The sequence below is a fragment of the Alistipes sp. UBA6068 genome (assembly GCF_949428155.1).
Taxonomy (GTDB): Bacteria; Bacteroidota; Bacteroidia; order Bacteroidales; family Rikenellaceae; genus Alistipes; species Alistipes muris.
In genome coordinates, this window is sequence record NZ_CASQFS010000008.1 from 47924 (window position 1) to 74495 (window position 26572).

Consider the following 26572-nt stretch of genomic DNA (forward strand, 5'->3'; position numbering starts at 1 on the left):
TCCTCGGATTAAAAGTTGATGCCTACGCGCAGGCTATAGATGCGCGGACGCGGGTAGACGTTGCCGTCGATACCACCGGCCACCGACACTTCGGGGTCGAGGCCGCTGTATTTCGTCAGCACGAAGACGTTCTGCACGCCTGCGGCCACGCGAATGGACAGCCCCTGCTTGGCCACGTTACGGAACGTGTAGCCCAAGTTGATGTCGTCCATGCGGAAGAACGACGCATCCTCGAGGAAGAGGTCCGACAGACACTGGGGCGTCGAAGCGCTCGACGTGAAGCCGTAGCGCGAAGCAACGGGCTGCGTGTTGGTCAGAAAGCCCTTACCGATCAGATCGCGGTAGTACGACGTGGCCGAACGGCGCATGACGTCGTTGAACATGTAGTTGCCCACCGTACCGTGACCGTTGAAACCGAAGTCCCAGTTCTTGTAGGTCAGCTTGAGGTTGATACCGTAGTAGAAGTCGGGGTTGGGGCTCTTGTTGGTCATGTAACGGTCGGCGTTGGTGATCTGGCCGTCGCCGTCGCGGTCCACCAAGGCGTTTTCAACGGCGTTGCCGTCGGCGTCGTAGACCTGCTGCCACAGGTAGAAGGTATAGGGCGCATAACCGACCACATGGCGCTGGGCCGTGTTGCCCGTACCGCCGCCGGCACCGCCCACGTCGATGGCATCCGAAGGCAGGGCCGTGATTTCGGTGTTCTGGAACGTACCGTTCAACCCGATGCTGAGGTGCCAGTCCTTGGTCTGCACGGGCACGAAGTTGAGCGAAACCTCGACGCCCTTGTTCTTCATCGAACCGATGTTCTGATAGACGTAGTTCGAGAAGTTGCCGCCCAGCGGCACGGCCACGCGCGAAAGCATGTCGTCGGTCTTGCGGTAATAGGCATCGACCGAACCGTTGATGCGGCCGTTGAGGAACCCGAAGTCGAGACCGACGTTGTAAGTGGTCGTCTCCTCCCACTTCAGACTTTCGTTGTATTCATGGGGCTTGAGCGGGAAATACCACTCGTCGGGACCCAACGGATACTGCGTGGCGGGGTCTTTCGAGATTTCGGCATACGAACGGGCCGCGTAGCGGTCGTCGAAGTCCTGCTGGCCCGTGACGCCCCAGCCCAAACGCAGCTTGAGGGCCGACACCACGTCGGAATCCCTGAGGAATTTCTCCTGCGCGATGTTCCACGCGGCGGCGGCCGAGGGGAAGTAACCCCAGCGGTTGTCGCCCACGAAACGCGACGAACCGTCGGCACGCATGGTGAAAGTGAAGAGGTAACGCGAGTCGATAGAATAGTTCAGACGGCCGTAGAACGATACCAACACGTCCTGGTAAGCCGAATGGGTGAAGTTGATGAGCTTGGAATCCCACGGACGGGTCTCCTCGGTGGGCGCGATGCGGCCGTAGAAGTGCGAATCGGTCGAAGCGTAGTTCTCGGCCCACGAATAACCGGCCATGGCGCTGAAGTTGTGGATGCCCCACTCCTTGGCGTAATTGGCGTAGAACTCAAGCAACTGGTTGCGGTGGAGGTTCTTGTAGTCCTCGAAGCGGCCGAAACCCTTGTAGTCTTTGTCGCCGTCGCGGTTGGCCATGATCGAACCGGGATTGTTGCCCTTGTCGCCCGAGGTGGTGGTGATGTCGAGACCGAGGTTGAGGTTGAAACTCAGCTCTTCGAGCCCGTGGACCTTATAGTCGAACTGGAGGTTGCCCAGCGCACGGTACGAATGGTTGCCGTCCCACTTGTCGTAGAGCAACGACAGCGGGCTGGTGTCGGCCAGGTTGCTCTCCCAGTTGAAATAACCGTTGTTGGTGGCGTAGTCGACGGCCCCGTCGGCGGTCCGGTGGTAGGGGTCCTGCGTGGGGTCGAAGTAGACCGCCGCGCCGATGGCACCGCCGTCGGCATAATTGCCGCGGTTGTAGATACCCTTGGCGTTGAGGTTGACCGTCAGATGGTCCTTGAAGAACTTGGGCGACAGGTTGAGGTCGACGGTCACACGCTGGTTGTCCGACGTTTTGAGCGTACCGCCGTCGTAGGTGTAGCCGACCGATGCGCGGTAAGGCAACTTGTTCTGAAGCGCCGAACCGTAGACCGACACGTTGTGGTCGGTGGCGATGCCGACCTTGTAGATGAGGTCCTGCCAATCGGTGTCGGCCGTGCCGAAGAGTGCCGAAGACTTGTCGGCCAAGTCGGGATAGGTGCCGAGAATATACTCCTTGAACTGGGCGGCGTTCATCATCTCCATGGTCTTGTGGTTATGCTTGACCGAGACGCTGCCGTTGTAGGAGACGCGGGGCTTGCCGCCCTCGCCTTTCTTGGTGGTGATGAGGATGACGCCGTTCGATGCGCGCGAACCGTAGATGGCCGTGGCCGAAGCGTCCTTCAGAACGGTGAACGAAGCGATGTCGTTGGGGTTGACCATCGCCAGTCCGTTGGACATGCCCGGGCCTGCGTCGTTGGCCACGGGTACGCCGTCGATGACGATCAGCGGGTTGTTGCTCGCCGAGAGCGATGCGCCGCCGCGGATGCGGATTTCGGCACCTGCGCCGGGAGCTCCGTTGCCCGAGACGATGTTCACGCCCGGCACCTTGCCGCGCAAGAGTTCCTGCGGCGAAGTAAGGGCACCGCGGTTGACTTCCTCGGCCTTGACGGCGATGACCGAACCGGTCATGTCGTTCTTCTTGACGGCGCCGTAACCGATGACCACCACCTCGTCGAGCGACATGAGGTCCTCCTCGAGCACCACGCGTGCCAAGTCGGCCGACGAAGCGACGCGCTCCAAGTTCTTATAGCCGATGAAACTGATTTGGACGGCGGAATTACCGTCCTTGACGGACAGCACGTACTGCCCGTTGAAATCGGTCGACGTACCGTTGGTGGTTCCCAGCTCCACCACGGTGGCTCCGATGACCGGATTGCCGGAAGCGTCGACGACGACGCCTTTGACCTCGTAACTGCCCTGCCGGGCGAGCGCGAGGGGGGGGGTGCAGACACATAAAATCATGACACCCAAACACATAGCCAGAATTTTTCGCATAAAGCCGTTTGTGTTAGTGAATAATAGGTTGTTGGATTGTATCGTTTATTTCATAGAACGCTCGGTCCGGCCGTCGACTTTCAGCCGTTCGCCGCAAAGCAGGATTTCGACGGGCTCGCCCTCGCAGGAAACAATGGCGCGGTCGTGCGTCGCTTCGACCGAGAGCACCCGGCCCCGGTAGTCGATGCGGAACGCCAGCCGCTGCCATGCCTCGGGCAGACGGGGCTCCAGCGACAGCACGCCGTCGACGATGCGCATGCCGCCGAAACCCTCGACCACGGCCAGCCACGAACCGGCCATGGAGGTGACGTGGCAGCCCTCCTCGACCTCGCGGTTGTAATCGTCGAGGTCGAGACGCGCCGTGCGCAGATAAAGTTCGTAGGCCTTGTCCATCAACCCCAGCTGGGCGGCGAGAATCGTATGGACGCAGGGCGACAACGACGATTCGTGCACCGTGCGGGCTTCGTAGAAATCGAAGTTGCGGCGCAGCGTACCCTCGTCGAACCTGTCGCGGAACAGATAGAGCCCTTGCAGCACATCGGCCTGCTTGATGAAACACGAACGCAGGATGCGGTCCCACGACCATTTCTGATTGATGGGCCGCTCCGCGGGGTCGAGGTCCTTGACGAGCACCTGCTCCTTGTCCAGATAACCGTCCTGCTGGAGGAAGATGCCCAGTTCGCGGTCCTCGCCCAAGTACATGTTGCGGTCGATTTCGAGCCACTTGGCCGTCTCGGCCTGCTCGTCGAACGAGCGCTTCGCGCAGATGGCGGCGTAGGCTTCGGGGCTGTTCTCCCGCACCCACGCGACCGCCTCGGCCGCATAGCGCAGGCACCAGCAGGCGATGTAGGAGGTGTACCAGTTGTTGTTGACGTTGTTTTCGTACTCGTTGGGACCCGTCACGCCCAGCATGACATACTGCTTGCGGGCTTCGGACCAGGTGATGCGCTGAGCCCAGAAACGGGCTATCGACAGCAGCACTTCGGCACCGCCCTCGGCCAGGTAGTTTTTATCGCCCGTGTAACGGATATAATTGAAGATGGCGTAGGCGATGGCGCCGTTGCGGTGGATCTCCTCGAAAGTGATCTCCCACTCGTTGTGGCACTCCTCGCCGTTGATGGTGACCATGGGATAGAGCGCAGCCCCGCTGTGGAAACCCAACTTGGCGGCGTTCTCGATGGCCTTGTCGAGCTGGTTGTAACGGTAGACGAGCAACTCGCGCGCCACCTGCGGCCCGGCCGTCGCCATGTAGAACGGCAGGCAGTAGGCCTCGGTGTCCCAATAGGTCACGCCGCCGTACTTCTCGCCCGTGAAGCCCTTGGGGCCGATGTTCAGGCGCGTATCGACGCCTGTGTAGGTTTGCAGCAACATGAAGATGCAGAAGCGGATACCCTGCTGGGCGGCATCGTCGCCCCCGATTTCGATGTCGCAACTATGCCAGCGGGCGGCCCACGCGGTCTCCTGCTCTTTGAGCAGGGCGTCGAACCCGGCGGCGGCACCGTCGGCCGCTACCCCGCGCGCGGCGGCCATCAACTCCCCGGACTTGTGGTTGAGCGACGAACAGATGCCCGCATATTTATAAAGGACAGCCCACTCGCCCGCTTCGCGGCGAACGGAAGCCGAATGGCAGACCCGCTCGGGCTTGGTATCGCACCGGAACTCGGCGCCGTCGAGCACCACGCGCTGGGCCCATGCCACGTCGAAGCCGCTTTTCTTGGTGCGGCTCTGCACGGCGTCGCCGTCGGTAGCCACGGGCTCCCAGAACTTCTCGTCGTAGTTGGCGTCGGTGTTGCGCACGTCGGCGTCGATGAACGGCGCGAAAGTGATTTCGGCCGCCTTATTGAGGGGCCGCACCGCATAACGGATGACGCCCAACTCGCGGCGCTGCAACGAGAGGAAACGCACGATTTCAGCCTCGACCTCCACGCCCGACGGCATCCGCACGGTCATCCGCCGCGTGAGCACCGAACGCCGCATGTCCAGCTCGCGGCGGAACGCGAGCACCTCGACGCGGGCCAGGTCGAGCGGCTCGCCGTCGACTTCCACCCCCACGCCGATCCAAAACGCCGAATTGAGCACCTTGGCGAAGTATTCGGGATAACCGTTCTTCCACCACCCCACACGCGTCTTGTCGGGATAGTAAATGGCGCCTATGTAGTTGCCTTGGAGCGATTCGCCCGAATAGGGCTCCTCGAAATTGGCCCGGCCGCCCATCACGCCGTTGCCCAGCGCGAAGAGCGATTCGGACGACTTGACGCGGGCCGGGTCGAAACGCTCCTCGACGAGCAACCACGGGTCGGTCTTGATAAACTGGTTCATATCGGAATTAGTCAATTTGGTTGCGTAACATCTCCAGCGTGAAGCCCTCGAAGGTGGGCAGCTGCATGGTGGCCTTGCAGAGCAGCGGACTGCCGCCCACCCCCACCGAACGCATGCCGGCGCGCGTGGCGGCTTCGATGCCTGCCGCGGCATCCTCGAAGACCACGCACGCGGCGGGCGCTTCGCCGGCCAGTTCGGCCCCCTTGGCGAAAACTTCGGGGTCGGGCTTGGCCTTGCTCACGAGCGTGCCGTCGACGATGTGGTCGAACAAGGGACGCAGGCCACAGCGGTCGAGGATGACCCCGGCGTTCTTCGACGCGGAACCCAGCACCACTTTGACCCCACGGGCCTTGAGCTCCTGCAAGAACGGCAGGACGCCCGGCAGCACCTCGTCGGCGGTCATACGGCCTATGTACTCCAGATAACGGGCATTCTTCTCGGCGGCCAGGCGCTCCTTTTCCTCGGGTGTGAAACGCTCTTCCAACCCTCCGGCACGCAGCACGATGTCGAGCGACGCCATGCGGCTGACGCCCTTGGTGGCTTCGCCCTGCTCGGGCGTGAACTCGAAACCCAACTCACGGGCCAATGCGGCCCAGGCAAGGTAGTGATACTTGGCGGTGTCGACTATAACCCCGTCCAAATCGAAGATACAGCAGGTAATCATAGGATGATAACTATTTTTCGCGGACGAAACCCACCGACACGGCGGCCAGCAACATGAAGACTCCGGCCAGCGCAATCATGGCCAACGGCTGTCCGCCGAACAGATACTTCACGATCAGACCGCCCGTCAGTCCGACGACGATCTGCGGCACCGTGATGGTGAAGTTGAAGATACCCATGTAGACCCCCATCCGGCGCGCCTCGACGGACTGCGAGAGGATGGCATAGGGCATGGCCAGGATGCCGGCCCACGCCACGCCGATGCCCGCCATCGGAATCATCAGCGCATATTTGTCGCTCAGGAAACAGAGCCCGACGAACCCGGCGGCGCCACACAGCAGGCAAAGCGCATAGACGAACTTGTTGCCCCACTTGGACGCGATGCCCGCAATGAAGAGCGACGCGATGCAGGCAGGCACGGGATAGGTGCCGTTGAGCACGCCGACCCACGTTTGGGCCTCGCCCTCGGAGAGGAGCACGCCCCCGTCGGTCGCCACGCCGGTGATGGCAGGCTTGAGGTAGGTCCACATCAGAAACAGCGCGGCCCATGAAAAGAACTGCACGACGCCGAGCTGCCACATGACCCGGGGCACATTGCGCATCAACTCCATGAACGAGGGCTTTTCAACCGTCTCCCCGACCGTCACGTCGTTATAGCGGGCGAACTCCTCGGGCGGATACTCCTTGGTCTTGAACGCGGTGACAAGCACCGTCAGCAACAAGATAGCCCCACCTATATAATATGACCACGCGATATGCTGCGCGACCTGGCCGGGCACCACCTCGTCGGAGACGCCGCAACGTGTCAGAATGAGCGGCAGCACAGCCCCGACGATGGCCCCGAGGTTGATGAGGAACGTCTGGACCACATAGCCCTTGGTCTTCTGCGAATCGTCGAGCATGTCGGCGACCAAGGCGCGGAACGGCTGCATGGTCACGTTGAACGACAAATCCATGAACAACAGGATGAACGCCCCCATCGCGAGCGGCGCGAAAGCCAACAGCAACGGAGCGTTGGGCATCAAGGCCAGCGCCAGCGCCGAAACGACGGCCCCGCCCAGGATGAACGGGATGCGGCGCCCCCAGCGGGTCCAGGTCCCGTCGGAGAACAACCCGACGATGGGCTGGATGACGAGCCCGGCCACGGGTGCCGCGAGCCAGAAATAACTCAGGTGCGAAAGGTCGGCGCCCAGCGACTCGAAGATGGTCGACGTATTGGAATTCTGCAACGAATAACCGATCTGAACGCCGAGGAACCCGAAGCTCAGATTCCATATCTGCCAAAAGGACAAGCGCGGTTTTTTCATCATTGGTTCGTGTAGTTTTCGGTTTCGGTATATAAAACTATATAAAAATCCGCAAATCCCCCGCCGCCCCGCCGACGAACTGCACGATTCGCCTGACGAACGGCCGGTTCCGCAGGACGAATACAATGAATAATTATGAGAACAAGGAAGCAGATTCTTCGTCAAGGCTCCGCCTTTCCTCAGAATGACAGCAGAATGTCATGTTGAGCGGAACGAACCGACGAACGAAGCATGGGCATAGCCTGCAAGCAGTCTCTGCCATGCAAGGAGGAGGAAAACAAGCGCAACGCAGTTAAACATCTATTCCTAATTCCGCGAAAAGAAAGATTCTTCGCTGACGCTCAGAATGACAAGGCAACAAAAGGCAAGATGACTAAAAAAACTTATCCATTTCACCGCCGGATTTGGAATTTCCGCCGAAAAACACTAATTTTAGATTCGGATTCGTACAATCCCGGACCATGAAGCGACCTTCGATAACCATTCCTGCGGTCATCCACCTTTTTGCGGCGGCGCATGTCGCCGTGGCGGTGCTGAGCCGAATTTTCAATTACGTCGACGACGTACCGCTTACGGTGCTGACCCTCTCGATGATCCTTATCATCTCGGTGCGGCGCGGACTGCGGGTCGAACTGGTGGCCACGCTGGCACTCATCTGCATCTTCGTCGCCTACCTGTTCGGCATCTACGGCGCCCGCTTCTTCGAGCAGCTGCTCGGATGCGGAATCGCAGCCCCGGCCATCACGACAGCCATAGTCACCGAGCTGATAGGCTGGCTGACCTACGCTTTCGCCCGCTCGCGCAATCCGCAGACCAGCCGCCGCATGCAGTGGTCGCCGTCCACACGGCAAATCGTCGTCAGCGTCGCCGCCATCCTCCTGTTCCGCATCTTCTACACCAGCCTTTTCAGTTCGCCCTACTTCGAGCAGCAGGGCATCTATCCCGAATTCTACCGCCTGCTGGGCAACACCCTCGCCCTGATGACGATGTTCTGCGGCAACATCATCTTCGTCAACCAACGAGCGCGCCTCTTCCGCCGCCGCGGCCTGCGGCTCGCCGCTTCGGCCCTCTTCACGCTCGGGTTCGTCCTCCTGCTCACGGCCGCCGTTTACTTCGGCCTGCCGCAGGGCAACGGCGCCGCCCTGTCGGCCCGCCACTTCTTCCGGCTCTATACCGTCGTGCTGCTCGTCGACATCGTCGTCTACGCCATGCTCCAGCTCGCGGTCTACGTCATCGAGAGCCACCGCGAACTCCGCTCGGAACGCGGCAAGAAACACCGCGCGCTGTTCCACTACGACCGGCTCAAACAGCAGATCAACCCCCACTTCCTGTTCAATTCGCTCAACATCCTCGATTACCTCGTTCAGGAACACGAGACCGAGCGGGCCAGCGCGTTCATCCGCAAACTCGCCGCGACATACCGCTACATGCTCAAAAAAGCCGACGAACAGCTGGTACCCCTGGAGGAGGAACTCGAATTCGCCCGCCAATATATCGACCTCCTGCAAGAACGGTTCACCAAGGGATTCGAGGTCGAGGTCGACATTCCCCGGCCCCTGCTTCGGCGCTATGTCGTACCCTGCTGCCTGCAACTGCTCATCGAAAACGCTATCAAACACAACGTCGTGAGCCCCGAACAGCCCCTGCACGTCCGCATCGCAGCCGCAGGCGACCGGCTCACCGTCAGCAACAACCTCCAGCTCCGCATGAACGCCCCCGCATCGACGGGCGTGGGCCTGCGCAACATCCGCCAACAATATCTCGACACGGCGGGCGCACCCATCCTTGTGGAGCGAACCGACACCGAATTCCGCGTACAACTTCCTCTGTTATGAAAACGTACAACGTATTGATCGTCGAAGACGAAATCCCCGCCCAGACCAACCTCCGGCGCCTTATCGAAACCCATTTTCCGGACCTGCGCGTCATAGGCGTCCAAAGCTCGGTGGTGGGGACCGTCGAATGGTTGCAAGATTCCGCCAACCGTCCCGACATCATCTTCATGGACGTACAGCTATCCGACGGCATGTGCTTCGACATCTTCGCCCGGACCGAAGTGCGCGGCAAGGTGGTCATCACCACCGCCTACGACGACTACGCCATCCGCGCGTTCCGCGTCAACAGCGTCGACTACCTGCTCAAACCCATCGTCCCCGAGGAGTTGCAGGCCGCCGTCGAACGCTGCCGCCGGGCCCTCGAAACGGAAAACCCGGCGCCCGATGCGGAACTGCTGCGAAGCGTCCTTGCGCAGGCGGGCCGCGAGTACAAAAAACGGTTCGTCGTACGCGTAGGCGACAAGATTACGGTTGTCGGCACCGAACAAATCGCCTACTTCTGCGCCGAGGAGAAATACACCTATTTGGTCACCTCCGACGGTCGGCGGCTGATTCTCGACACCTCGCTCGACGCCGTTTCGGAACAAGTCGACCCCCGGCAGTTCTTCCGTCTCTCGCGCAGCTGCACCGCTTCCATCGGCTCCATCGCGGGCATTTCCAGGCACCTGAGCAACAGGCTCAAGGTCGCCCTCGACCCCCGGCCCGACTTCGAGGTATTCGTGAGCCGTTCGCGCACGGCCGACTTCATGAACTGGCTGGAAGACAAATAAAATTTGGCAGTCCGCGGGTGTTGTATTAACTTTGCAGGGAAACAACCCCGGGGGTCCGGACGTCCCGCATCCCGGCAAACAACGCTAAACGATGAAATTTTTCCAGACCATACGCGACCGCTGGCGCGACTTCTTCCGCAAACGCCGCTTCACCATGCTCAACGCCACGGACAATTCCGAGGAGTGGCACATACATCTTTCGCCCGCAAGCGTGCTGGCGGGTTTCGTGTCGTTCGTCCTGCTGCTGTTCATCCTCCTGCTCTCGCTCATCGCCTACACCCCGGTGCTGGAATTCCTGCCGGGCTACCGCACGCAGGCGGGGCGTTCGCGCGAGAACATCATCCAGAACATCATCCGCATTGATTCGATGGAACGGGTGCTGACCGACATGATGACCTACAACGAGAACATCTCGATGATCCTCGACGGCAAGATGCCTGTGGTCCGCACCTTCATCTCGTCCGACAGCCTGCGCACCTCCAAGATACTGGTCAAGCCGTCGGCCGCCGATTCGGCCCTGCGCATCCAGATGGAGGGCGACGGACCCTATTCGCTGGCCGGGGGCGGGGGCATCACCCCGCAGTCGCCGCGCCGCGCCATCGAACTGGTGACCCCCATCGACGGTATCGTCACCGACCACTACGACATCAAGGAAGGGCGTTTCGGGGTCAAGGTAGCCGCCGCGGCGGGCGACCCGGTGACGGCCATCGACGAAGGTACGGTGGTCATCAGCCGCTGGACCCCCGAGACGGGCCACATCATCGAAATCCAGCATACCAACAGCCTGCTTTCCATCTACCGCCACCTCTCGCAGTCGCTCGTCACCAAGGGACAGCGCATCCGTTCGGGCGAGGTCATCGGCTACAATTCCGAGGTGGTCAACGGCGAAGTGGAACTCTTCGAGTTCGAGCTCTGGAACAACGGCAAGCCCGTCGACCCCGAAGGCTACATCCTCTTCTGATGACACGCCAGCGGGTAGCCATCCTCGGGTCCACCGGGTCCATCGGCGAGCAGACGCTCGACATCGTACGCGAGAACCCCGATTCGTTCGAGGTCCGCATCCTCACGGCCCACCGTAACTGGCAACGGCTTGCAGCACAGGCCCGCGAGTTCGACGCCGACACCGTCGTCATTGCCGACAGCACATGCTGCGAACCCCTCCGCACGGCTTTGGCCGATACCGACACCAAGGTCTACGCCGGAGAAGAGGCCGTGGCGCAGGTGGCCGCCGGGGGCGACACGGACGTTGTGGTCAATGCGCTGGTCGGCTACGCCGGGCTCGCGCCCACCGTCGCAACCTTGCGCGCCGGCAAGAAACTCGCCCTGGCCAACAAGGAATCGTTGGTCGTCGGCGGCGAAGTCGTCATGCGCCTGGCCCAGGAGCACCGGGCGCCGATTCTGCCCATTGATTCGGAACACTCGGCCATCTTCCAATGTCTCGCGGGCGAGCAGTCGCCCGTGCGGCGGCTTATCATCACGTGCAGCGGCGGCTCCCTGCGCGACTTCACGCGCGAACAACTCGAAACCGTCACCGTCCGGCAGGCCCTGCGGCACCCCCAATGGCAGATGGGCGCCAAGATTACCATAGATTCGTCCACGCTGGTCAACAAAGGGTTCGAGGTCATCGAAGCCCACTGGCTGTTCGGCACCCCGGCCGACAAAATAGCGGTCCTGCTCCACCCGCAGTCCATCGTCCATTCGATGGTCGAATTCGAGGACGGGGCCATCAAGGCGCAACTGGGCACGCCCGACATGCGGATGCCTATCAGTCACGCCCTGCTCTATCCGCGCCGCGCCGTACGTCCCGAGGAACATTTCGATTTCCTCGCCCACCCGCAGCTCACGTTCGCCGAAGTCGACCGGACCAAATATCCCGCGCTCGACATCGCCTACGACTGTCTGCGCCGCGGCGGCACGGCGGCATGCACGATGAACGGCTCCAACGAAGTGGCCGTGGCGGCGTTCCTCGGGGAGCGGTGCCGCTGGACCGACATCGTCCGGGCCATCGAATACGCCCTCACGCGTGCCGCGTTCTCTGCGGCACCGACTTTGGACGACTACGCCGCGGCCAACGCCGAATCGCGGCGGCTGGCGGCCGAATATCTCCATCTGTAAGCAAGCGCAACCATGGAACTCACCATCAAAATCATCCAGTTTTTCCTCTGCTTCACCATCTTGGTGGGCATTCACGAACTCGGCCATTTCTTCATGGCCCGCCTTTTCCGCATCCGGGTCGACAAGTTCTACATCTTCTTCGACCCGTGGTTCTCGCTCTTCAAGTTCCGCCGCGGCCACACCGAATACGGCTTAGGCTGGCTGCCGCTGGGCGGCTACGTCAAAATCGCCGGCATGATCGACGAATCCATGGACAAGGAACAGCTGCGGCAGCCCGTGCAGCCGTGGGAGTTCCGCGCCAAACCCGCCTGGCAACGGTTTCTGGTCATGATTGCCGGGGTCGTGATGAACATCGTCCTGGCCATCGCCATCTACTGCGGCATCTGCTATGCGTGGGGCGACACCTACTTCTCCAACGCCGACGCCCGCTGGGGCTACGCGTTCAACGAAACGGGGCTCCGGCTCGGATTCGAGAACGGCGACCGCTTCGTTTCGGTCGACGGACAATCCGTCGACGACCCGATGGAGGTGCTCAACGCGCTGCTCATTACCGAGAACGACCGCACGGTCGTCGTCGAACGCGGCGGCGAGCAGGTGGCCCTTACCCTGCCCTTGAACGAGCTCATCGCCATGCGGCAGGAGCGCGGCTACGAAAATCTTTTCGCCCTCTGGCAGCCTTTCATCATCGACAGCGTTCTGTCGCCCGGTGCGGCTCCCCTGCAACGGGGCGACGAAATCGTGGCCATCCGCACCCCCGACGGCCAAAACTACGGACAGCTGCAATTCCGCGACAGCCGGGCCCTGCTCAAGCTCCATGCGGGCGACACCCTGCGCTTCACCCTCCTGCGCGACGGCGCCCCCGTCGAGCTGGACCTCCCCGTCTCGGACGAGGGCACGCTCGGCGTGCTGACGCTCAACCCCTACACCCCGCGCACGCGGCACTACACCTTTTGGCAGTCCATCCCCGCAGGTTTCCGCAAGGCGGGCCGGACCATCGCCTCCTACTGGCAGCAGCTCAAGCTCATCGCCCAGCCCAAAACCGAGCTCTACAAGGAGGTCGGCGGCTTCCTCTCCATCGGCAGCATCTTCCCTGGCAGCTGGAACTGGCAGGATTTCTGGGCCAAGACGGCCTTTCTCTCCATCATCCTGGCCGTCATGAACATTCTGCCCATCCCCGGGCTCGACGGCGGGCATGCGATTTTCACCTTCTGGGAAATGATTACGGGCCGCAAGGTGAGCGACAAAGTACTCGAAGTAGCGCAATACATCGGATTGCTGCTGATTCTGGCCCTGCTGCTCTACGCCAACGGCAACGACATCTATCGGTTCTTCATCAAATAGCGATGGCCAAAGTCAAGAAAGCCTATTTTTGCAAGAACTGCGGGCACGAAGCACCCAAGTGGCTGGGCAAGTGTCCGGCGTGCGGCGAGTGGAACACTTTCGCGGAGGAGATCATCGCCCGCGAAAGCGGCCCGGCGGCCGCATCGGCGGCAGGTCCGCTTCCCACCGCCAAGCCGCAACGCGTCAGCGAAATCCGCCAGAACGACCTGCGGCGCATCGACCTCGGCAACCCCGAAATCAACCGCGTCCTGGGCGGCGGACTGGTGCCGGGTTCGCTGGTCCTCTTAGGCGGCGAACCGGGCATCGGCAAATCGACCCTTTCGCTTCAGATTGCGCTGGCGCCCAACGGGTTGAAGACCCTCTATGTCTCGGGCGAAGAATCAGCCGAACAAATCAAGATGCGCGCGTCGCGGCTGGGCATCCACAACGAGGAGTGTCTGATTTACGCCGAAACGCTGCTCGAAAACATCGTCGCCCAAATCGCCGAACAGAAACCCGACGTCGTGGTGGTCGACTCCATACAGACCATCTACACCGACCTGCTCGACTCGTCGGCGGGCAGCGTGTCGCAAATCCGCGAATGCGCCGCCACGCTGCTCAAATACGCCAAGTCGACCGCCACGTCCATCTTCATCATCGGCCACATCACCAAGGACGGCGCCATTGCCGGACCCAAGATACTGGAACACATAGTCGACGTCGTACTCCAGTTCGAGGGCGACAGCAACAACGTCTACCGCATCCTGCGCGGCATCAAGAACCGTTTCGGCGCCACCTACGAAATCGGTGTCTTCGAGATGCTCGACAGCGGACTGCGCGGGGTCGACAACCCCTCCGAAATCCTGCTGACCCATTACGAAGAAGCTCTGAGCGGCATTGCCGTGGGGGCTTCGGCCGACGGTGTGCGGCCTTATCTTATAGAAGTGCAGGCGCTGGTCAGCGGTGCCGCCTACGGCACACCCCAACGTACCGCCACCGGGTTCGACGCCCGGCGCATGAGCATGCTGCTGGCTGTCGTCGAAAAACGCATCGGGCTCAAAATGTTCCAGAAGGACGTCTTTCTCAACTTCGCGGGCGGGTTCAAGGTCGCCGACCCGGGGCTCGACCTGGCCGTCGTCGCGGCGGTCGTCTCCTCCTATTACGACCGGCCCGTCGGCCCGGGCATCTGCTGTGCCGGCGAAATCGGCCTTTCGGGCGAAGTACGCCCCGCCCCCCGCACCGAACAGCGCATCGGCGAAGCGGCCCGGCTGGGCTTCAGGCGCATCATCGTCTCGGGCTACCTGGCCCCGGGAATCAAACGGCCCAAAGGCATCGAGGTCGTTCCCATCAGCCACATCGGCGAACTGCCGCGGGCGCTCTTTATGGAATAGATTTTGCTCCTGCTCCCCCTAAAAAGGAGCAAGCGATGCAAAAAAGAGTCGTCATATTGGGAGGTGCGGGCTTCATCGGGGCCCATCTGTGTCTGCGCCTGCTGGAAGCGGGCCATCGGGTTTTCTGCGTGGATATACGCGATGCGGCCGATTCGCCGCTGCTGAAGGGCGCCTTGCAGCACCCCTCGTTCCGGTTCGTGCGCCACAACATTGTCAGTGCGTTCGGCATCGGATGCGACGAAATCTACAACATGGCCTCGCCCTCGATGGTGCGCTACAACAAGGCGCTGCCCGTCGAATCGCTCAAAACCAGCATCATAGGTTCCATCAATGCACTCGATACGGCCCGGACCGAACATGCACGCGTGCTTTTCGGGTCGTCGGGCGGCGTTTACGACACCGACCGCCGCACCGCCGTGTCCGAGAGCCGCGACTGCTGCTCCACGCACCGCATGCTGGCCGAAGGCAAGATGGCCGCGGAAGCCCTCCACCGGGCTTACCGCAGCGAATTCGGCGTCGATACGCGCATAGCCCGCATCTTCAACACCTACGGACCCGGCGCCGACATCATGGACCAACGCGTGGTCATGAAGATGATTGCCGCCGCGTTGCAGAACCGCGACATCGCCGTTAACGGCAACGGCGAACAGACCCGCGCTTTCTGCTGGGTGGAGGACATGGCCGACGGGCTGATCCGTCTCATGGAAGCCCCGCCCGCCGAACAGACCCGCACGCTCGACCTCGGCAACAACCACGAGATGCCCATCCGGACGCTGGCCGAAAAAATCATCGCCCTGACCGGCAGCCGTTCGCGCATCGTCCACCTCCCGGCGCGTCCCGACGACGTCCCGCGCCGCGCGCCCGACATCGCCGCCGCACGCCGCGAACTCGACTGGTCGCCCCGAACTCCGCTGGTCGAGGGACTCCGCCGGACCATCAGCTACGTCGAAAAGGAACTCTCCGGCAACAAACATTCCGTCATGACCTGGGCGGAAATGAATTAAAAATTGAGCGGGGCGGAATGACAAGATAGTGAATAGTTAATAGTGAATGGGGAATCATTTTATTCTTTGTCATTCTGAACGAAGTGAACCGACGAACGCTCAACATGACATTTATTCCTTATTAACTATACATTATTTTCTGCGGCGGCCCGCATCAGAGATGCGTCCGGCCCCAGCCGGGCCCGCGAGCGGTTGCTGTGGAAGACGAAACAGATTCTTCGTCGCCTGCGGCTCCTCAGAAGAACAAACCGCCTTTCACTTATCACGTTTAACCTTTCACATTATTCAAAATGCAGGATTTGGACAAGATTATCTGGCGCGATGCGCTTACGTTAGTCGATTTTTTCGCCAGCTGGTGCGGACCGTGCCGGATGATGCACCCCGTCATCGACCATTTCAAGGAGGAGATGCACGGCCGGGCCGACGTCTACAAGGTCGACATCGACGACCGCGACACCGCCGAATTCACCGCCCGCTACCGCATCGCATCGGTACCCACGCTTATCTTCTTCCGCCGGGGCGAGGTCCTCTGGCGGAGCAGCGGCGTCATCGGGTACAGCGATCTGGCCGGCGTGCCGGAGGAGCTGGAGAAGACCGAGCGCGTCGAACAGAGCTAAAGACGCCACGCCAGCTCGTCCCGGAGATAGCGTTCGGCCGGGGTGTCGCCCCCGGAACCGGCTGCGCGGATTGCCGCCTGCCGGTTTTTTTCGTCGCGCGACCCGATGGCGGTCAGCAGCGCCGCCGCCCCCTGCGCCGTCAGACGGGCCGCATAGGCGGGCTGTCCGCCCTCCTCGGTCGCCGTTGCTACGCGTTGGAGCGCTTCGGCCGCACGTTCTGCCCATGCAGTCGGAGCGTCGGACCGACGGGCCGCACCCATCAGCGCGGCGTATACAAGCAACGGATTTTCAGAAAAGGTCCACTCGTCGAACAACGACGAAAAAACCGCCGCCCGGCTCAACAGCCCGAAAGCGGCTTCTTCGGCCGCTTCGGAGTTGACAATCGCCGCGCCCCATCGGGGCAGTTCTTCGGCCGACAGCCGTTCCGGCTCGGCAATATGGAACGCCGCAAGCCGCAGTTCGCGCACGTCCTGCGAACAAAGATAGAGGGCGAAAGCGTGGTCCGGAGCCTGCGCCCGGGCTATCCGGCGCAACGTAGGCAGGCTCACCCCGAGGTTCAGCCCGTAGGGCGCGCCGAAAAAGCGCATTTCGTCGGCCACCGCCCCGTTGCGCTCGCGCCGCATGGCGGCCAGCAGGGCCACCATCCGCGACGTGAAGTCCGCCCCGGTCATTTGCGGCGCGGCAATGCCGCATGCACCGTCTTGCCGAACTCGAACACCGGCAGCACCGTGCGTGCGCATTCGCGGCCCGCACAGCTGACCGTGCAGGTCGAGAGGTTGGCGATGCGGCAAGCCACGTAAGGTTCCTTGTACTCGGCCTCCGCGATTCCTCCGACAGCCTGCCCCGACGGGGCGATTTGCAGCAGCACCATGTCGCCCGAGAGGTCGGTTTCGGGCAGCAGGCCGTCGACCGAACTGAAACGGCAGACGATATACTGCATCTTATCCGACTGGGGATAAACCACATAACGGCGGCTTTCGGTCGTCACCACATGTTTGCCGAAGAAAAGTTCGAGGTATTCCTGTTCGAGCCGCGCGATTTCGTCGAGCGCCGCCCGAAGTCCTTCGCCGAAGACGTTCTCCCCCGCTTCGCCCGTGATGAGCTCAAGCCGGTGGCGCCGCAGCGAAAAAATGGTGCTGGCCGCACTGCGCGCCGCATCTTCGAGCGACTGCACCCCCATCGTCACCTTGTCGGGCTGGATGCGGGCGAAATCGTCGTGCGCCACGGCATGGGCGACCGCGCGCTGCTCCGAAACCTCGGGAGCCTCCTCCGCAAACAGATTTTCCGGTGCCAACAGGGCCACCGACGCACTGCGGAGGGTCCATGCCACCTTGTCGGTCATCGGAGCACGCACACCCAGATATTTCTGCGCAAAACGCGCATAGGGGCCCGCAAGGATCCGGTCGCACTCGGCCACCACGTCGACCGCCAGCGTGGTGCGGGGGTCGGAGACGGTCGCGCCCTGCGCGCTTTCGGCAGCGCCGAACAGCGCGATATACGGATTCTGCGCCGCGGCACCGAACGTGCTGAGCAGCAAGGCAAAAGCCATTGTCAAGCGTTTCATAGTCGGCAATTTTTCAAAACGTATTTGCAAATCAAATATAGCCAATTTTCGCAAGAGTTCAAAATCTGAGGTAGAAATCGCGCGTCAGCGCCCGGTATTCGGGGGTATAGCATTCGTGTTCGCCCGTCCCGACGGTCAGCTCCGTGCGTTCGGGAACGGGCGCCGGACCCGCTCCGGCCGGGGTGAATTCGAGCAGCACGCGTTTGGCCGGGCGCCGGGGCGTCGTGCGGACGTCGGTACGGCGAACAAGGTCGAGCAGCCCGCAGCAAAGGGCAATGAAGCGGGTCGCCGCATCCGCAGGCAGCACCACGGCGAAGCGTCCTTCGGGCGCAAGCAACCGCACGGCGGCGTCGCGCAGCTCCTCGAACGAAAGCCGCACCGTATGCCGGGCCGCGGTGCGCCCGGCGTCGGGACAAGGCAACGAACCGTCGAAAAACGGCGGATTGGAGACGACCAGGTCGAACCGCCCGCCGGGGCTGAACGTCTGCGCACTCTCCTGCACCATCTCGATCCGCCCGCCCCACGGCGACGCATCGGCATTGGCCTGGGCTTCGGCCACCTCCTCGATGTCAATGCCCTCAATCCGTGCCTGCGGAGCCCGCTGGGCCAGCATCAGCGCGATCAACCCCGTCCCCGTACCGATGTCGAGCATCCGCCGGTCCGAAGCCCGCACCGTGGCCCACGCCCCCAGCAACACCCCGTCCGTCCCGACTTTCATCGGGCTGAGGTCCTGCCGGACAACGAACTGTTTGAACCGAAACGAAGTCACAAGGTCATCCTCCTGTCTATTCCGGCCCCGAAAAGGGCGAAATCGAACCGCACGGGGTCGTCGGGGTCGAATGCGCGGAGCGCGGCGGTAATCTCCTCCACGGCCCGCCAGTCGTTCTGACGCCGGCCCAGCAAGCCGAGTGCGCGCCCCACCTCGCCCGTATGGACGTCGAGCGGCAGGAAGAGCGCCGACATGGGAATCCGCCGCCACAGACCGAAGTCCACGCCCCGGTCGTCGCGGCGCACCATCCACCGCAGGAACATGCACAGGCGCTTGCAGGCCGCCCCCTTGTCGATGGACGAAAGGTGTTTTTCGCAGCGCGGCGCATGGCGGCACCCGAAAAATTCGCGCCGGAATTCGGCCAGCACCTGCGGCATGGAACCCGTCGCCTGGTAACGCTCCTCAAAAAACGCGCCCAGCCCGCCGAAGCGTTCCTCCAACGAACGGAGCGCAAGGATGAAGTCGCGCAAATCGCTGCCGTTGAACGTGCGGTGCGCATAGCCGTCGAGCTGCGCCAGCTCGCGGTCCGAAGCGTGGCGGACGAAGTCGGCCGGGGCATCGTCCATCAGGCGCATCATCCGGTGAGCGCTCCGGACGATGGACTTGCGGTTGCCCCATGCGATGGTCGCCGCCAGGAAACCCGCTATCTCGCGGTCGGCCCGGTCCATATAGGCATGCGGCACCGAAATCGGGTCGTCCGCGATGAATTCGGGGCGGTTGTAACGGTCGCAGAGCCGTTCGAGCAGCGCGCGCAGTTCGCCGTCCACGTCAGCGTATGTTTCCGTCGGACATGACAATCCGGCGGTCGGCCATGGCCGCCAGATTTTCGTCGTGGGTCACGATGACGACAGTCTGCCCCAACTTGTCGCGCAGCTCGAAAAAGAGCTTGTGGATTTCGTCGCGGTTGCGCGAATCGAGGTTGCCCGAGGGCTCGTCGGCCAGCAGCACCGCAGGCGAGTTGACCAGCGCCCGTGCGATGGCCACCCGCTGCTGTTCGCCGCCCGAGAGCTGGCTGGGCTTGTGGCCGCGACGGGCCGAAAGGCCCATCAGCGCCAGCAGCTCGTCGGCCCGGCGTTCCACCTCGGCACGCGGACGGCGGCCGATGAAGCCCGGGATGCAGACGTTCTCGAACGCCGTGAATTCGGGCAGCAGGTGGTGGAACTGGAAAACGAAGCCGATGCGCTCGTTGCGGAACTGCGACAGCGCCTTGTCGCCCAGGGCGAAAGGCTCGGTCCCGTCGATGAGCAGCCGCCCCGAATCGGGCCGCGAAAGGGTGCCCAATATTTGCAGAAGCGTCGTCTTGCCCGCGCCGCTGGCTCCCGCTATCGAGACCACCTCGCCGCGCGCCACTTCGAGCGACACCCCTTTGAGCACCTCCAGCTCGCCGAAGCGCTTGCGTATGTCGGTCGCCCGAATCATCGTCCGAAGCCGTATCGCTCGTCGAGCTGCCGGAGCACGCGGTCTACATGTTCCACCGCCCCGCCGTCGAGCGTCTCCGGCCCGAAGCAATCGCCCAAGGCCGTTTCTAAGCTGTTATAGTTGTTCACAGCCGCCCCGAAGCGCTCCAGATACGCGTAGCATTCCAGCACCTCCAACAGCAGCTGCCTGTCCTGCACGGCCGCCATCGCACCCGACGCACGCAGCACCTCAAGCGCATCGCTCTGCGGCGCGAAGCCGGCGGCCCGCTCCACGTCGGAACGGTATTTTTCGAGCGTATCGGCCGGAATGCGGCTATAGTCGCGGCCGTACTCGTCGAGCAGGGCGAAGCCGCGGCAGGCTTCTGCGGTCAGGGCCCGGTTGGCCTTGAGCTCCTCGCTGACCAGCTGCATAACGCCTCGCACCTGCCGGGCCTCGCGCCACCGTTCGACCAACCCGGCCGCGGCGAGCGTCAGTGCCACACCGACGATGACCACCAGCAACTGGCGCATATAATCGCCCCACGAACGGCTACCCGCGGAATTGCGGCCCGCAGGATTGCCCGGCTTGCGGTTTCCGGCGGCCGTTCCGCGTGCCGGGCGGTTCGGCCGCCCGCTGTTCTGCTGAGCGCGCTGACCAGCGTTCTGCTGGCTTTTCTGCGATGCGCTGCCCGCGCTCTGCGCGCTGGCCTGCTGGGCGTTCTGCCCGTTCTGATGCCCGCGCGAGCGTCCGCGCGAACGGCGCCGGCGTCCGGTAGCGCTGCCGGATGCGGCTTCGGCGGAGAACTCCGCCGGATTCTTGGTTGTCTGTTCTTCTTTCATGCTTGTTTTCTGTTTTGTTCGTACAGCCCGAAAAGACGGACCGTGTCGGCCGCTTCGCGCACGTCGTGCACCCGCAGCACCGTCGCTCCCTGCCGCAGCGCTTCCCACCCGAGGGCCACCGTTCCGGCCAATGCGTCGGCAGGCGAAGCGTCGAGCGCCCTGTATATCATCGACTTGCGCGACAGCCCTGCCAGCACCGGGAAACCCAGCGCGCACAACTTGTGCAGTCCGGCCAACAATTCATAATTTTGTTCGAGGGTTTTGGCGAATCCGAATCCGGGGTCGAGGACGATGTTTCCGCGCCGGATGCCCGCGGCCGTCAGCTCCGCGACCCGACGCCCGAAATAACCGCACACCTCGGTCACGATGTCGCTGCGGTAGTCGGTCAGCGTCTGCATGGTCTGCGGGTCGCCCTTCATGTGCATAATTATATAAGGTACGCCCAGCCGCGCCACGGTGGCAGGCATGGCCGGGTCGAGCTCTCCGGCCGAAATGTCGTTGATGATGACCTCGCCGAACCGCTCCGCGGCCTGCGCCGCCACCGACGCCCGGAACGTATCGACCGAAACGGGCATGTGCGGGGCGAGCCGCCGCACCACGCCGAGCGCCGTCGAGACGCGCCGCCACTCCTCGTCGGGCGCCACCGCGTCGGCCCCCGGACGCGAAGAATAACCCCCGACGTCGATCAGATCGGCCCCCTGGTCCAGGCACTCGCGCACCCTGCGCTCGATGGCCGCCTCGTCGGCCGTGCGGCTGCCGGCGAAGAACGAATCGGGCGTGGCGTTGAGAATCGCCATCACGCAAGGCTGTGAAAAATCAATTCGCATGCTGTCGGATTTGGTTTTCGTGGCGCAAACGGCGGTCGAGCTCGTCGACGGCAGGCTCCAACTCCTCCTCCACGATGTTGACCAGCGTGAAGTCGGCGCGGCGGCACAGCGTATCGTCGTCGGTCTGTGCCGCCATACGGGCCCGCACGGCTTCGGGACGGCTTCCGTCGCGGCGGCAGGCCCGCTCCACCCGCACCTCGGCGGGCGCCAGCACCGCCACCGTACGGTCCACGACCGCATCGAACCCCGACTCAAAGAGGATAGCACTCTCCAACACGACGTAATCGCCCGTCTGCCGCGCGGCCCACTCCTCGAAATCGCGCCTAACGGCGGGATGGACCAAGGCATTGAGGTCGGCGAGCGCAAGCGCATTGCCGAAAACGACCCCGGCGAGGTAACTGCGGTCGAGCTGCCCGTCGCGATAGACGGCCGCACCGAACCGCGCGACAAGCCCCTCGCGCAGGGACCCGTCCTCCTCCATGAGCCGCCGTGCGGCGGCATCCGAATCGTAGACGGCGGCCCCCCTGGCGGCCAACAACGCGCAAACGGTGCTCTTGCCGCTGCCGATACCGCCCGTAATACCCACCTTGATCATCGCTTCTGCGGCCTGTCGATTTCGGGCACCCCGTCGACCGAAAGCACCTTGATGTCGCTCAACTGCACGGCGATAGCGTTCTGCAACGACTTGGGGTCGATGACGATTTTGCCCTCGTGGCCCTCCTCGCGCGAAGGCTTGTACTTGAGCTGCGAAAGCGGGACGCGCAAGGTCTTGTTCATGTAGACCTTATAACCGAACAGGTTGGTGCCGACGCCCTGCACGACGCACGACACTTCGAGCGGCACCCCGTCGACCTCGACGCGGACCCCGAGGTGGGTGCTGTAAGTATAACTGAGCTTGGCGATATACCAAAATATGAACGCCGCGACGAACAACGCCAGAAACACGGGCGAGACATAACGCCGCAACCAGGCTGCCAAATTTTCCATGAATGACGAAACTTTTCTGCGAAGATAATGCAATCCGCCCGCACCGCCAAACCCGGCCTGCAAAAAATGGCCCTGCCCCCTGCGGAAAACAGCGCACCCGGGCTTTCGCCCGGGTGCACCGCCTAACCTTAAATATGAAAAAGTGACGAATCTTATTTCTCCTCTTTCTTCCTGTCCGAACGGGTCATCAAGTCGTAGGCCACGGGCGTAGCGATGAAAATCGTGGCGGCCGTACCGACGACGACACCGACCGTGAGGGCGAAGATGAAACCGCGGATGGTCTCGCCGCCGAAGAAGAAGATGGCCAACAACGTCACGATCGTCGTACCCGAAGTGTTGATGGTACGCGACAAAGTGGAGTTGATGGCGTTGTTGACGTTCTCGCGCAACGTACGTTTCGGGTAAAGCCCCAGGAACTCGCGGATGCGGTCGAACACGACCACCGTGTCGTTGATGGCGTAACCGATGATGGTCAGAATGGCGGCGATGAAAGCCTGGTTGACCTCCAGGTTGAACGGCATCAGACCGTAGAACATGGAGAACAGACCGATGATGAACAACGCGTTGACGGCCAAAGCCAAGGTAGCGCCCGTAGCCCACTGCCACCGCTTGAAACGGAACGTGATGTAGAGCCCGATGGCGATGAGCGAGAAGAGCACCGAATAAATGGCATTCCAGGTCATGTCCTTGGCGATCGAGGGACCGATTTTGTCGGCGTTCAGAATACCGTTGACGTCGGTCTGCGTATTGCGGAACTGCTCGAACGTAATATCATAGGAGTAGAGCGGAGCGACCGCATCGTAGATGATGCGCTCGACCTCGGCCGTAGCCTCGTCCGAAGTGTCGTCGAAACGGTACTGCGTGACGATGCGCATCTGGTTCTCGTTGCCGTACTGCTTGACCTCGGAGCTGACCGAAGCGGCGTCGGCATCGGCCTGCGCCGCGAAAGCCTGCTCGACGCGCCCGCGCACCTCCTCAGCCGAAACGGCCTTGTCGAAACGGACCACGTAAGCACGGCCGCCCGTGAACTCGGCGCCGAGGTTCAGACCGCGCACGGCGAACGACACGCACGAAAGCAGAATCAGAACGGCGGTGACGATATAGGCGATCTTGCGCTTGGCGATGAAATCGACATGGGTGTTATTGAGGAAATTCTCCGACCACCTGCGCGAGAAAGAGATATGGCCCCACTTGGCGACAATCCATTCGATCAAAAGGCGCGTGATGAAGACGGCGCAGAGGAACGAAGTGATGATACCGATAATCAACGTCGTAGCGAAGCCCTGCACCGGACCGTTGCCGAAGATGAACAACACGATACCCGTGATGATGGTGGTGAGGTTACCGTCGATGATGGCCGAATAAGCCTTCGAGAAACCGTCCTTGATGGCGAGCGACAGGCTCTTGCCGCCGCGCAACTCCTCCTTGATACGCTCGTAGATGATGACGTTGGCGTCGACGGCCATACCCATCGTCAGCACGATACCGGCGATACCGGGCAAGGTGAGGACGGCGCCGAACGACACCAGGATACCCATGAGCAAGAAGACGTTGGTCAACAAAGCGATGTCGGACATCCAACCTGCGGTCTTGTAGAAGAGACCCATGTAGAGCAGGACGAGGACGAAAGCGATGAGAAACGACAGCATACCGGCGTTGATGGACTCCTGGCCCAACGACGGACCGACGACGGTATCCTGGATGATTTTGGCGGGTGCGGGCACCTTACCGGAACTGAGGACGTTGGCGAGGTCCTGCGCCTCCTGAATGGTGAAGTCGCCGGAAATCTCGGAAGAACCCTTGTCGATTTTGGTGCGGACATTGGGTGCCGAATAAACGTAACCGTCGAGCACGATGGCGATGCACTTGCCGATGTTCTCGCCTGTGAGCCGCGACCACTCCTGTGCGCCCTCGGCGTTCATGGTCATCGACACGACGGCCGAAGCACCGCGCTCGGCATACTGCTCGCGCGCCTCGGTGATGACCGACCCGTCGAGCGGAGCGCGCCCGTCGGAAGTGGCGACGCGGATAGCGTAGAGGTAATAACGGCCGTCGATGCGGTCGTCGCCCTTGACACCCCACTTGAACTCGATGTCGGCGGGGAAGAACTCACGCACCTTGGGATCGCTCAGATAAGCCTCGACGGCAGCCATGTCGGCCTTGTAAGCGGCACCCACGGCGGCCCCGCCAGCGAACGACGGGTCGAGGACGGCGAACAACGGATTCTGCGCACGGTCGAAACGCTCCGACGCGGCGGGCGCAGTCTCGGCGGTCTCGCCGATTTCGGAAATGAGGTCGCCGGCTTCGCCTGCACTCTTCTGCTTCTCGACGACTTCGGCCTTGACGCTCTCGCCGCCGGCGGCAGCCTCGGCCAACGCCGAACGCAGATACTTGTCGGCGGTCATCAACGACGGCAGCACCTCGTTGGCGTTATAAGTAGTCCAGAACTCCAACGACGCGGTACCCTGCAACAAATCACGAACGCGCTGCGGCTCCTTGACGCCCGGCAACTCGACGAGGATACGGTGCGAATTGGGCAGGCGCATGATATTGGGCTGCGTGACGCCGAAGTGGTCGATACGACTGCGCAAAACGTTGAACGAAGCGGCGATAGCGGCCTCGGTCTCGCGCTTGAGAATCTTCTCGACATCGGCGTTGGTACTTTCGAGCGAAATGTCCTTGCGGTCGGGGCTGACGAAGATGGCCGCGAGCGACCCGCCGTTGGTCAGACGCTCGTAAGCCTTGACGAAGTCGCCGATATAATCCTTGGAATCGCCCGACTTCATGGCCTCGTCGGCCTCGGCGATAGCCTGCATGAAAGCGGGATCGCTCTGGCTGTCGCCGGCCAACGCCTTGACAACGTCCTCGACCTGCACCTCCAACATGACGTTCATACCGCCCTTGAGGTCGAGACCGAGGTTCAACTCCTTCTCCTTGCACTCCTTGTAAGTGAAACGCTTGAAACCGACGTTGTAGACGGGCAGGTTCTGGACCGAATCCAGGAAATGCTGCTCCGCCTCGGCCTGCCGGTCGAGCGGGAACTGGGCGGCATAGGCGGCCGCCTGCTTCTCTACGCTCCGTGTCTTGAACGTGAACGAGAGCTGGTAAACGCATGCGAGGGCCAGAAGCACCGCGATGAGTTTGATGAAACCTTTACTTTGCATCGGTAAGAAATGAATTTGTTATTTGTTGTAATTATTCTCTCCAAAGCCTAATAGCGCACAAAGATACGAATAAGTGAGGGCAAAAGCAAGTTTACTTGCATTTTGCCGAACGTGAGTATCTAAGACGCAGCCAAAGATACGAAAAGCCGAGGGCAATGCCAAATTTATTTGAGTATTGCCGAGGCGGAGTATCTTCGGCGAAGCCAAAGATAGGAAAAACAATTCACAATTCATAATTGCAGGCAACGAATAGTTGACGATGGACAAGAAAATGATAAATACTTTACGCGGAGCGCGGCCGGGCCGGTCGCGCGGCAAGCCCGGGCCGGGCCTGCGAGCAGTTGTGGCGAATGCTGCGAACGTCGGGTGCCTGCCCTCACAATGACGTGACGAGGAAGAAGATTCTTCGCTACGCTCAGAATGACAGAACAATTCTGCGCGGAGCCCGGTTCGCGCTTAAAGCGCGACCGCCCCAGCCAGGCCTGCGAATGGTTGCTACGGACGGGTGAAACGGTTCTTCGTCGGTCTTATAACCTCCTCAGAACAACAAGCGGACTTCAAAATGATATTTATACCTTTCAATTTTTAATTCTGAATTCTTAATTTTTAATTAAAAAAGCGCAGTCCCGGGAAACGGAACTGCGCTGAAAACAC

The 26572-nt window shown here is 61.8% G+C and carries 22 protein-coding genes; 8 read left to right on the top strand and 14 right to left on the bottom strand.

What is annotated here, in order from left to right; all coding sequences use genetic code 11:
• Positions 1-8: 8 nt before the first annotated feature.
• Genes QVG21_RS06065 through QVG21_RS06080 form a run of 4 tightly spaced genes read right to left on the bottom strand, consistent with a single transcriptional unit; the run spans position 9 to position 7318 of the window.
• On the bottom strand, positions 9-3029 hold the full coding sequence (locus tag QVG21_RS06065) for a SusC/RagA family TonB-linked outer membrane protein (RefSeq protein ID WP_287923074.1): 3021 nt from the start codon (positions 3027-3029) through the stop codon (positions 9-11).
• Positions 3030-3074: 45 nt separating this feature from the next.
• Positions 3075-5348 (bottom strand): family 65 glycosyl hydrolase domain-containing protein, encoded by a 2274-nt coding sequence (locus tag QVG21_RS06070; protein WP_287923076.1) that lies wholly within the window; start codon positions 5346-5348, stop codon positions 3075-3077.
• Positions 5349-5355: 7 nt separating this feature from the next.
• Complete coding sequence (gene pgmB, locus QVG21_RS06075) at positions 5356-6012, bottom strand: beta-phosphoglucomutase (RefSeq protein ID WP_251214884.1); 657 nt, start codon at positions 6010-6012, stop codon at positions 5356-5358.
• Positions 6013-6022: 10 nt separating this feature from the next.
• Positions 6023-7318 (bottom strand): MFS transporter, encoded by a 1296-nt coding sequence (locus QVG21_RS06080; RefSeq protein ID WP_287923205.1) that lies wholly within the window; start codon positions 7316-7318, stop codon positions 6023-6025.
• Positions 7319-7779: 461 nt separating this feature from the next.
• Here QVG21_RS06080 and QVG21_RS06085 point away from each other — a divergent pair, with 461 nt between their 5' ends.
• The 8 genes from QVG21_RS06085 to QVG21_RS06120 all read left to right on the top strand — a co-directional run bounded on the left by QVG21_RS06085 (position 7780) and on the right by QVG21_RS06120 (position 16370).
• The gene (locus tag QVG21_RS06085) at positions 7780-9153 is read left to right on the top strand and encodes a sensor histidine kinase (protein WP_287923078.1); all 1374 of its coding nucleotides are present in this window, start codon (positions 7780-7782) and stop codon (positions 9151-9153) included.
• Positions 9150-9923 carry a LytR/AlgR family response regulator transcription factor gene (locus tag QVG21_RS06090; protein WP_287923080.1) on the top strand — a complete coding sequence of 258 codons (774 nt, stop codon included), beginning with the start codon at positions 9150-9152 and terminating at the stop codon, positions 9921-9923. Before QVG21_RS06085 ends, QVG21_RS06090 begins: the two co-directional genes overlap by 4 nt.
• 91 nt (positions 9924-10014) lie before the next feature.
• A complete protein-coding gene (locus QVG21_RS06095) occupies positions 10015-10884 on the top strand; it encodes a murein hydrolase activator EnvC family protein (RefSeq protein WP_287923082.1) in 870 nt (289 codons plus the stop codon).
• Positions 10884-12038 (top strand): 1-deoxy-D-xylulose-5-phosphate reductoisomerase, encoded by a 1155-nt coding sequence (gene dxr / locus QVG21_RS06100; RefSeq protein ID WP_287923083.1) that lies wholly within the window; start codon positions 10884-10886, stop codon positions 12036-12038. The genes QVG21_RS06095 and dxr overlap by 1 nt, the downstream gene beginning before the upstream one ends.
• 12 nt (positions 12039-12050) lie before the next feature.
• Positions 12051-13379, top strand: coding sequence for an RIP metalloprotease RseP (gene rseP, locus QVG21_RS06105; protein WP_287923084.1), 1329 nt, complete (start codon positions 12051-12053; stop codon positions 13377-13379).
• 2 nt (positions 13380-13381) lie between these two features.
• On the top strand, positions 13382-14749 hold the full coding sequence (radA, locus tag QVG21_RS06110; RefSeq protein WP_251214890.1) for a DNA repair protein RadA: 1368 nt from the start codon (positions 13382-13384) through the stop codon (positions 14747-14749).
• Positions 14750-14784: 35 nt separating this feature from the next.
• Complete coding sequence (locus QVG21_RS06115; protein ID WP_287923086.1) at positions 14785-15753, top strand: NAD-dependent epimerase/dehydratase family protein; 969 nt, start codon at positions 14785-14787, stop codon at positions 15751-15753.
• Between the two features lie 290 nt (positions 15754-16043).
• Entirely contained in the window at positions 16044-16370 is a 327-nt protein-coding gene (locus tag QVG21_RS06120) for a thioredoxin family protein (protein WP_287923087.1), read from the top strand.
• Here QVG21_RS06120 and QVG21_RS06125 read toward each other — a convergent pair.
• From QVG21_RS06125 to secDF, 10 genes are all read right to left on the bottom strand, one after another.
• Positions 16367-17041 (bottom strand): DNA alkylation repair protein, encoded by a 675-nt coding sequence (locus tag QVG21_RS06125; protein WP_287923089.1) that lies wholly within the window; start codon positions 17039-17041, stop codon positions 16367-16369. The genes QVG21_RS06120 and QVG21_RS06125 overlap by 4 nt on opposite strands.
• Positions 17038-17934, bottom strand: a complete 897-nt coding sequence (locus QVG21_RS06130; protein ID WP_287923091.1) for a DUF4831 family protein — start codon at positions 17932-17934, stop codon at positions 17038-17040. Before QVG21_RS06130 ends, QVG21_RS06125 begins: the two co-directional genes overlap by 4 nt.
• 58 nt (positions 17935-17992) lie before the next feature.
• Complete coding sequence (locus tag QVG21_RS06135; protein ID WP_287923093.1) at positions 17993-18652, bottom strand: tRNA1(Val) (adenine(37)-N6)-methyltransferase; 660 nt, start codon at positions 18650-18652, stop codon at positions 17993-17995.
• Between the two features lie 47 nt (positions 18653-18699).
• On the bottom strand, positions 18700-19470 hold the full coding sequence (locus QVG21_RS06140) for a TIGR02757 family protein (RefSeq protein WP_287923095.1): 771 nt from the start codon (positions 19468-19470) through the stop codon (positions 18700-18702).
• 1 nt (position 19471) lies between these two features.
• A complete protein-coding gene (locus QVG21_RS06145; RefSeq protein WP_251214897.1) occupies positions 19472-20122 on the bottom strand; it encodes an ABC transporter ATP-binding protein in 651 nt (216 codons plus the stop codon).
• Positions 20119-20940, bottom strand: a complete 822-nt coding sequence (locus QVG21_RS06150) for a hypothetical protein (protein ID WP_287923098.1) — start codon at positions 20938-20940, stop codon at positions 20119-20121. The genes QVG21_RS06145 and QVG21_RS06150 overlap by 4 nt, the downstream gene beginning before the upstream one ends.
• Positions 20937-21767 carry a dihydropteroate synthase gene (gene folP / locus QVG21_RS06155; protein WP_502871761.1) on the bottom strand — a complete coding sequence of 277 codons (831 nt, stop codon included), beginning with the start codon at positions 21765-21767 and terminating at the stop codon, positions 20937-20939. The genes QVG21_RS06150 and folP overlap by 4 nt, the downstream gene beginning before the upstream one ends.
• Positions 21757-22362, bottom strand: a complete 606-nt coding sequence (gene coaE, locus QVG21_RS06160; protein ID WP_287923100.1) for a dephospho-CoA kinase — start codon at positions 22360-22362, stop codon at positions 21757-21759. The genes folP and coaE overlap by 11 nt, the downstream gene beginning before the upstream one ends.
• Entirely contained in the window at positions 22359-22754 is a 396-nt protein-coding gene (locus tag QVG21_RS06165; protein WP_287923102.1) for a hypothetical protein, read from the bottom strand. The genes coaE and QVG21_RS06165 overlap by 4 nt, the downstream gene beginning before the upstream one ends.
• 152 nt (positions 22755-22906) lie before the next feature.
• Positions 22907-25918 carry a protein translocase subunit SecDF gene (gene secDF, locus QVG21_RS06170; protein ID WP_287923104.1) on the bottom strand — a complete coding sequence of 1004 codons (3012 nt, stop codon included), beginning with the start codon at positions 25916-25918 and terminating at the stop codon, positions 22907-22909.
• Between the last annotated feature and the right edge of the window lie 654 nt (positions 25919-26572).

Excerpts from the sequence above, each read along its gene's own strand:
- QVG21_RS06065 (WP_287923074.1), bottom strand. The coding sequence starts at position 3,029 with ATGCGAAAAATTCTGGCTATGTGTTTGGGTGTCATGATTTTATGTGTC.
- QVG21_RS06070 (WP_287923076.1), bottom strand. The coding sequence starts at position 5,348 with ATGAACCAGTTTATCAAGACCGACCCGTGGTTGCTCGTCGAGGAGCGT.
- pgmB (WP_251214884.1), bottom strand. The coding sequence starts at position 6,012 with ATGATTACCTGCTGTATCTTCGATTTGGACGGGGTTATAGTCGACACC.
- QVG21_RS06080 (WP_287923205.1), bottom strand. The coding sequence starts at position 7,318 with ATGAAAAAACCGCGCTTGTCCTTTTGGCAGATATGGAATCTGAGCTTC.
- QVG21_RS06085 (WP_287923078.1), top strand. The coding sequence starts at position 7,780 with ATGAAGCGACCTTCGATAACCATTCCTGCGGTCATCCACCTTTTTGCG.
- QVG21_RS06090 (WP_287923080.1), top strand. The coding sequence starts at position 9,150 with ATGAAAACGTACAACGTATTGATCGTCGAAGACGAAATCCCCGCCCAG.
- QVG21_RS06095 (WP_287923082.1), top strand. The coding sequence starts at position 10,015 with ATGAAATTTTTCCAGACCATACGCGACCGCTGGCGCGACTTCTTCCGC.
- dxr (WP_287923083.1), top strand. The coding sequence starts at position 10,884 with ATGACACGCCAGCGGGTAGCCATCCTCGGGTCCACCGGGTCCATCGGC.
- rseP (WP_287923084.1), top strand. The coding sequence starts at position 12,051 with ATGGAACTCACCATCAAAATCATCCAGTTTTTCCTCTGCTTCACCATC.
- radA (WP_251214890.1), top strand. The coding sequence starts at position 13,382 with ATGGCCAAAGTCAAGAAAGCCTATTTTTGCAAGAACTGCGGGCACGAA.
- QVG21_RS06115 (WP_287923086.1), top strand. The coding sequence starts at position 14,785 with ATGCAAAAAAGAGTCGTCATATTGGGAGGTGCGGGCTTCATCGGGGCC.
- QVG21_RS06120 (WP_287923087.1), top strand. The coding sequence starts at position 16,044 with ATGCAGGATTTGGACAAGATTATCTGGCGCGATGCGCTTACGTTAGTC.
- QVG21_RS06125 (WP_287923089.1), bottom strand. The coding sequence starts at position 17,041 with ATGACCGGGGCGGACTTCACGTCGCGGATGGTGGCCCTGCTGGCCGCC.
- QVG21_RS06130 (WP_287923091.1), bottom strand. The coding sequence starts at position 17,934 with ATGAAACGCTTGACAATGGCTTTTGCCTTGCTGCTCAGCACGTTCGGT.
- QVG21_RS06135 (WP_287923093.1), bottom strand. The coding sequence starts at position 18,652 with ATGAAAGTCGGGACGGACGGGGTGTTGCTGGGGGCGTGGGCCACGGTG.
- QVG21_RS06145 (WP_251214897.1), bottom strand. The coding sequence starts at position 20,122 with ATGATTCGGGCGACCGACATACGCAAGCGCTTCGGCGAGCTGGAGGTG.
- QVG21_RS06150 (WP_287923098.1), bottom strand. The coding sequence starts at position 20,940 with ATGAAAGAAGAACAGACAACCAAGAATCCGGCGGAGTTCTCCGCCGAA.
- folP (WP_502871761.1), bottom strand. The coding sequence starts at position 21,767 with ATGCGAATTGATTTTTCACAGCCTTGCGTGATGGCGATTCTCAACGCC.
- coaE (WP_287923100.1), bottom strand. The coding sequence starts at position 22,362 with ATGATCAAGGTGGGTATTACGGGCGGTATCGGCAGCGGCAAGAGCACC.
- QVG21_RS06165 (WP_287923102.1), bottom strand. The coding sequence starts at position 22,754 with ATGGAAAATTTGGCAGCCTGGTTGCGGCGTTATGTCTCGCCCGTGTTT.
- secDF (WP_287923104.1), bottom strand. The coding sequence starts at position 25,918 with ATGCAAAGTAAAGGTTTCATCAAACTCATCGCGGTGCTTCTGGCCCTC.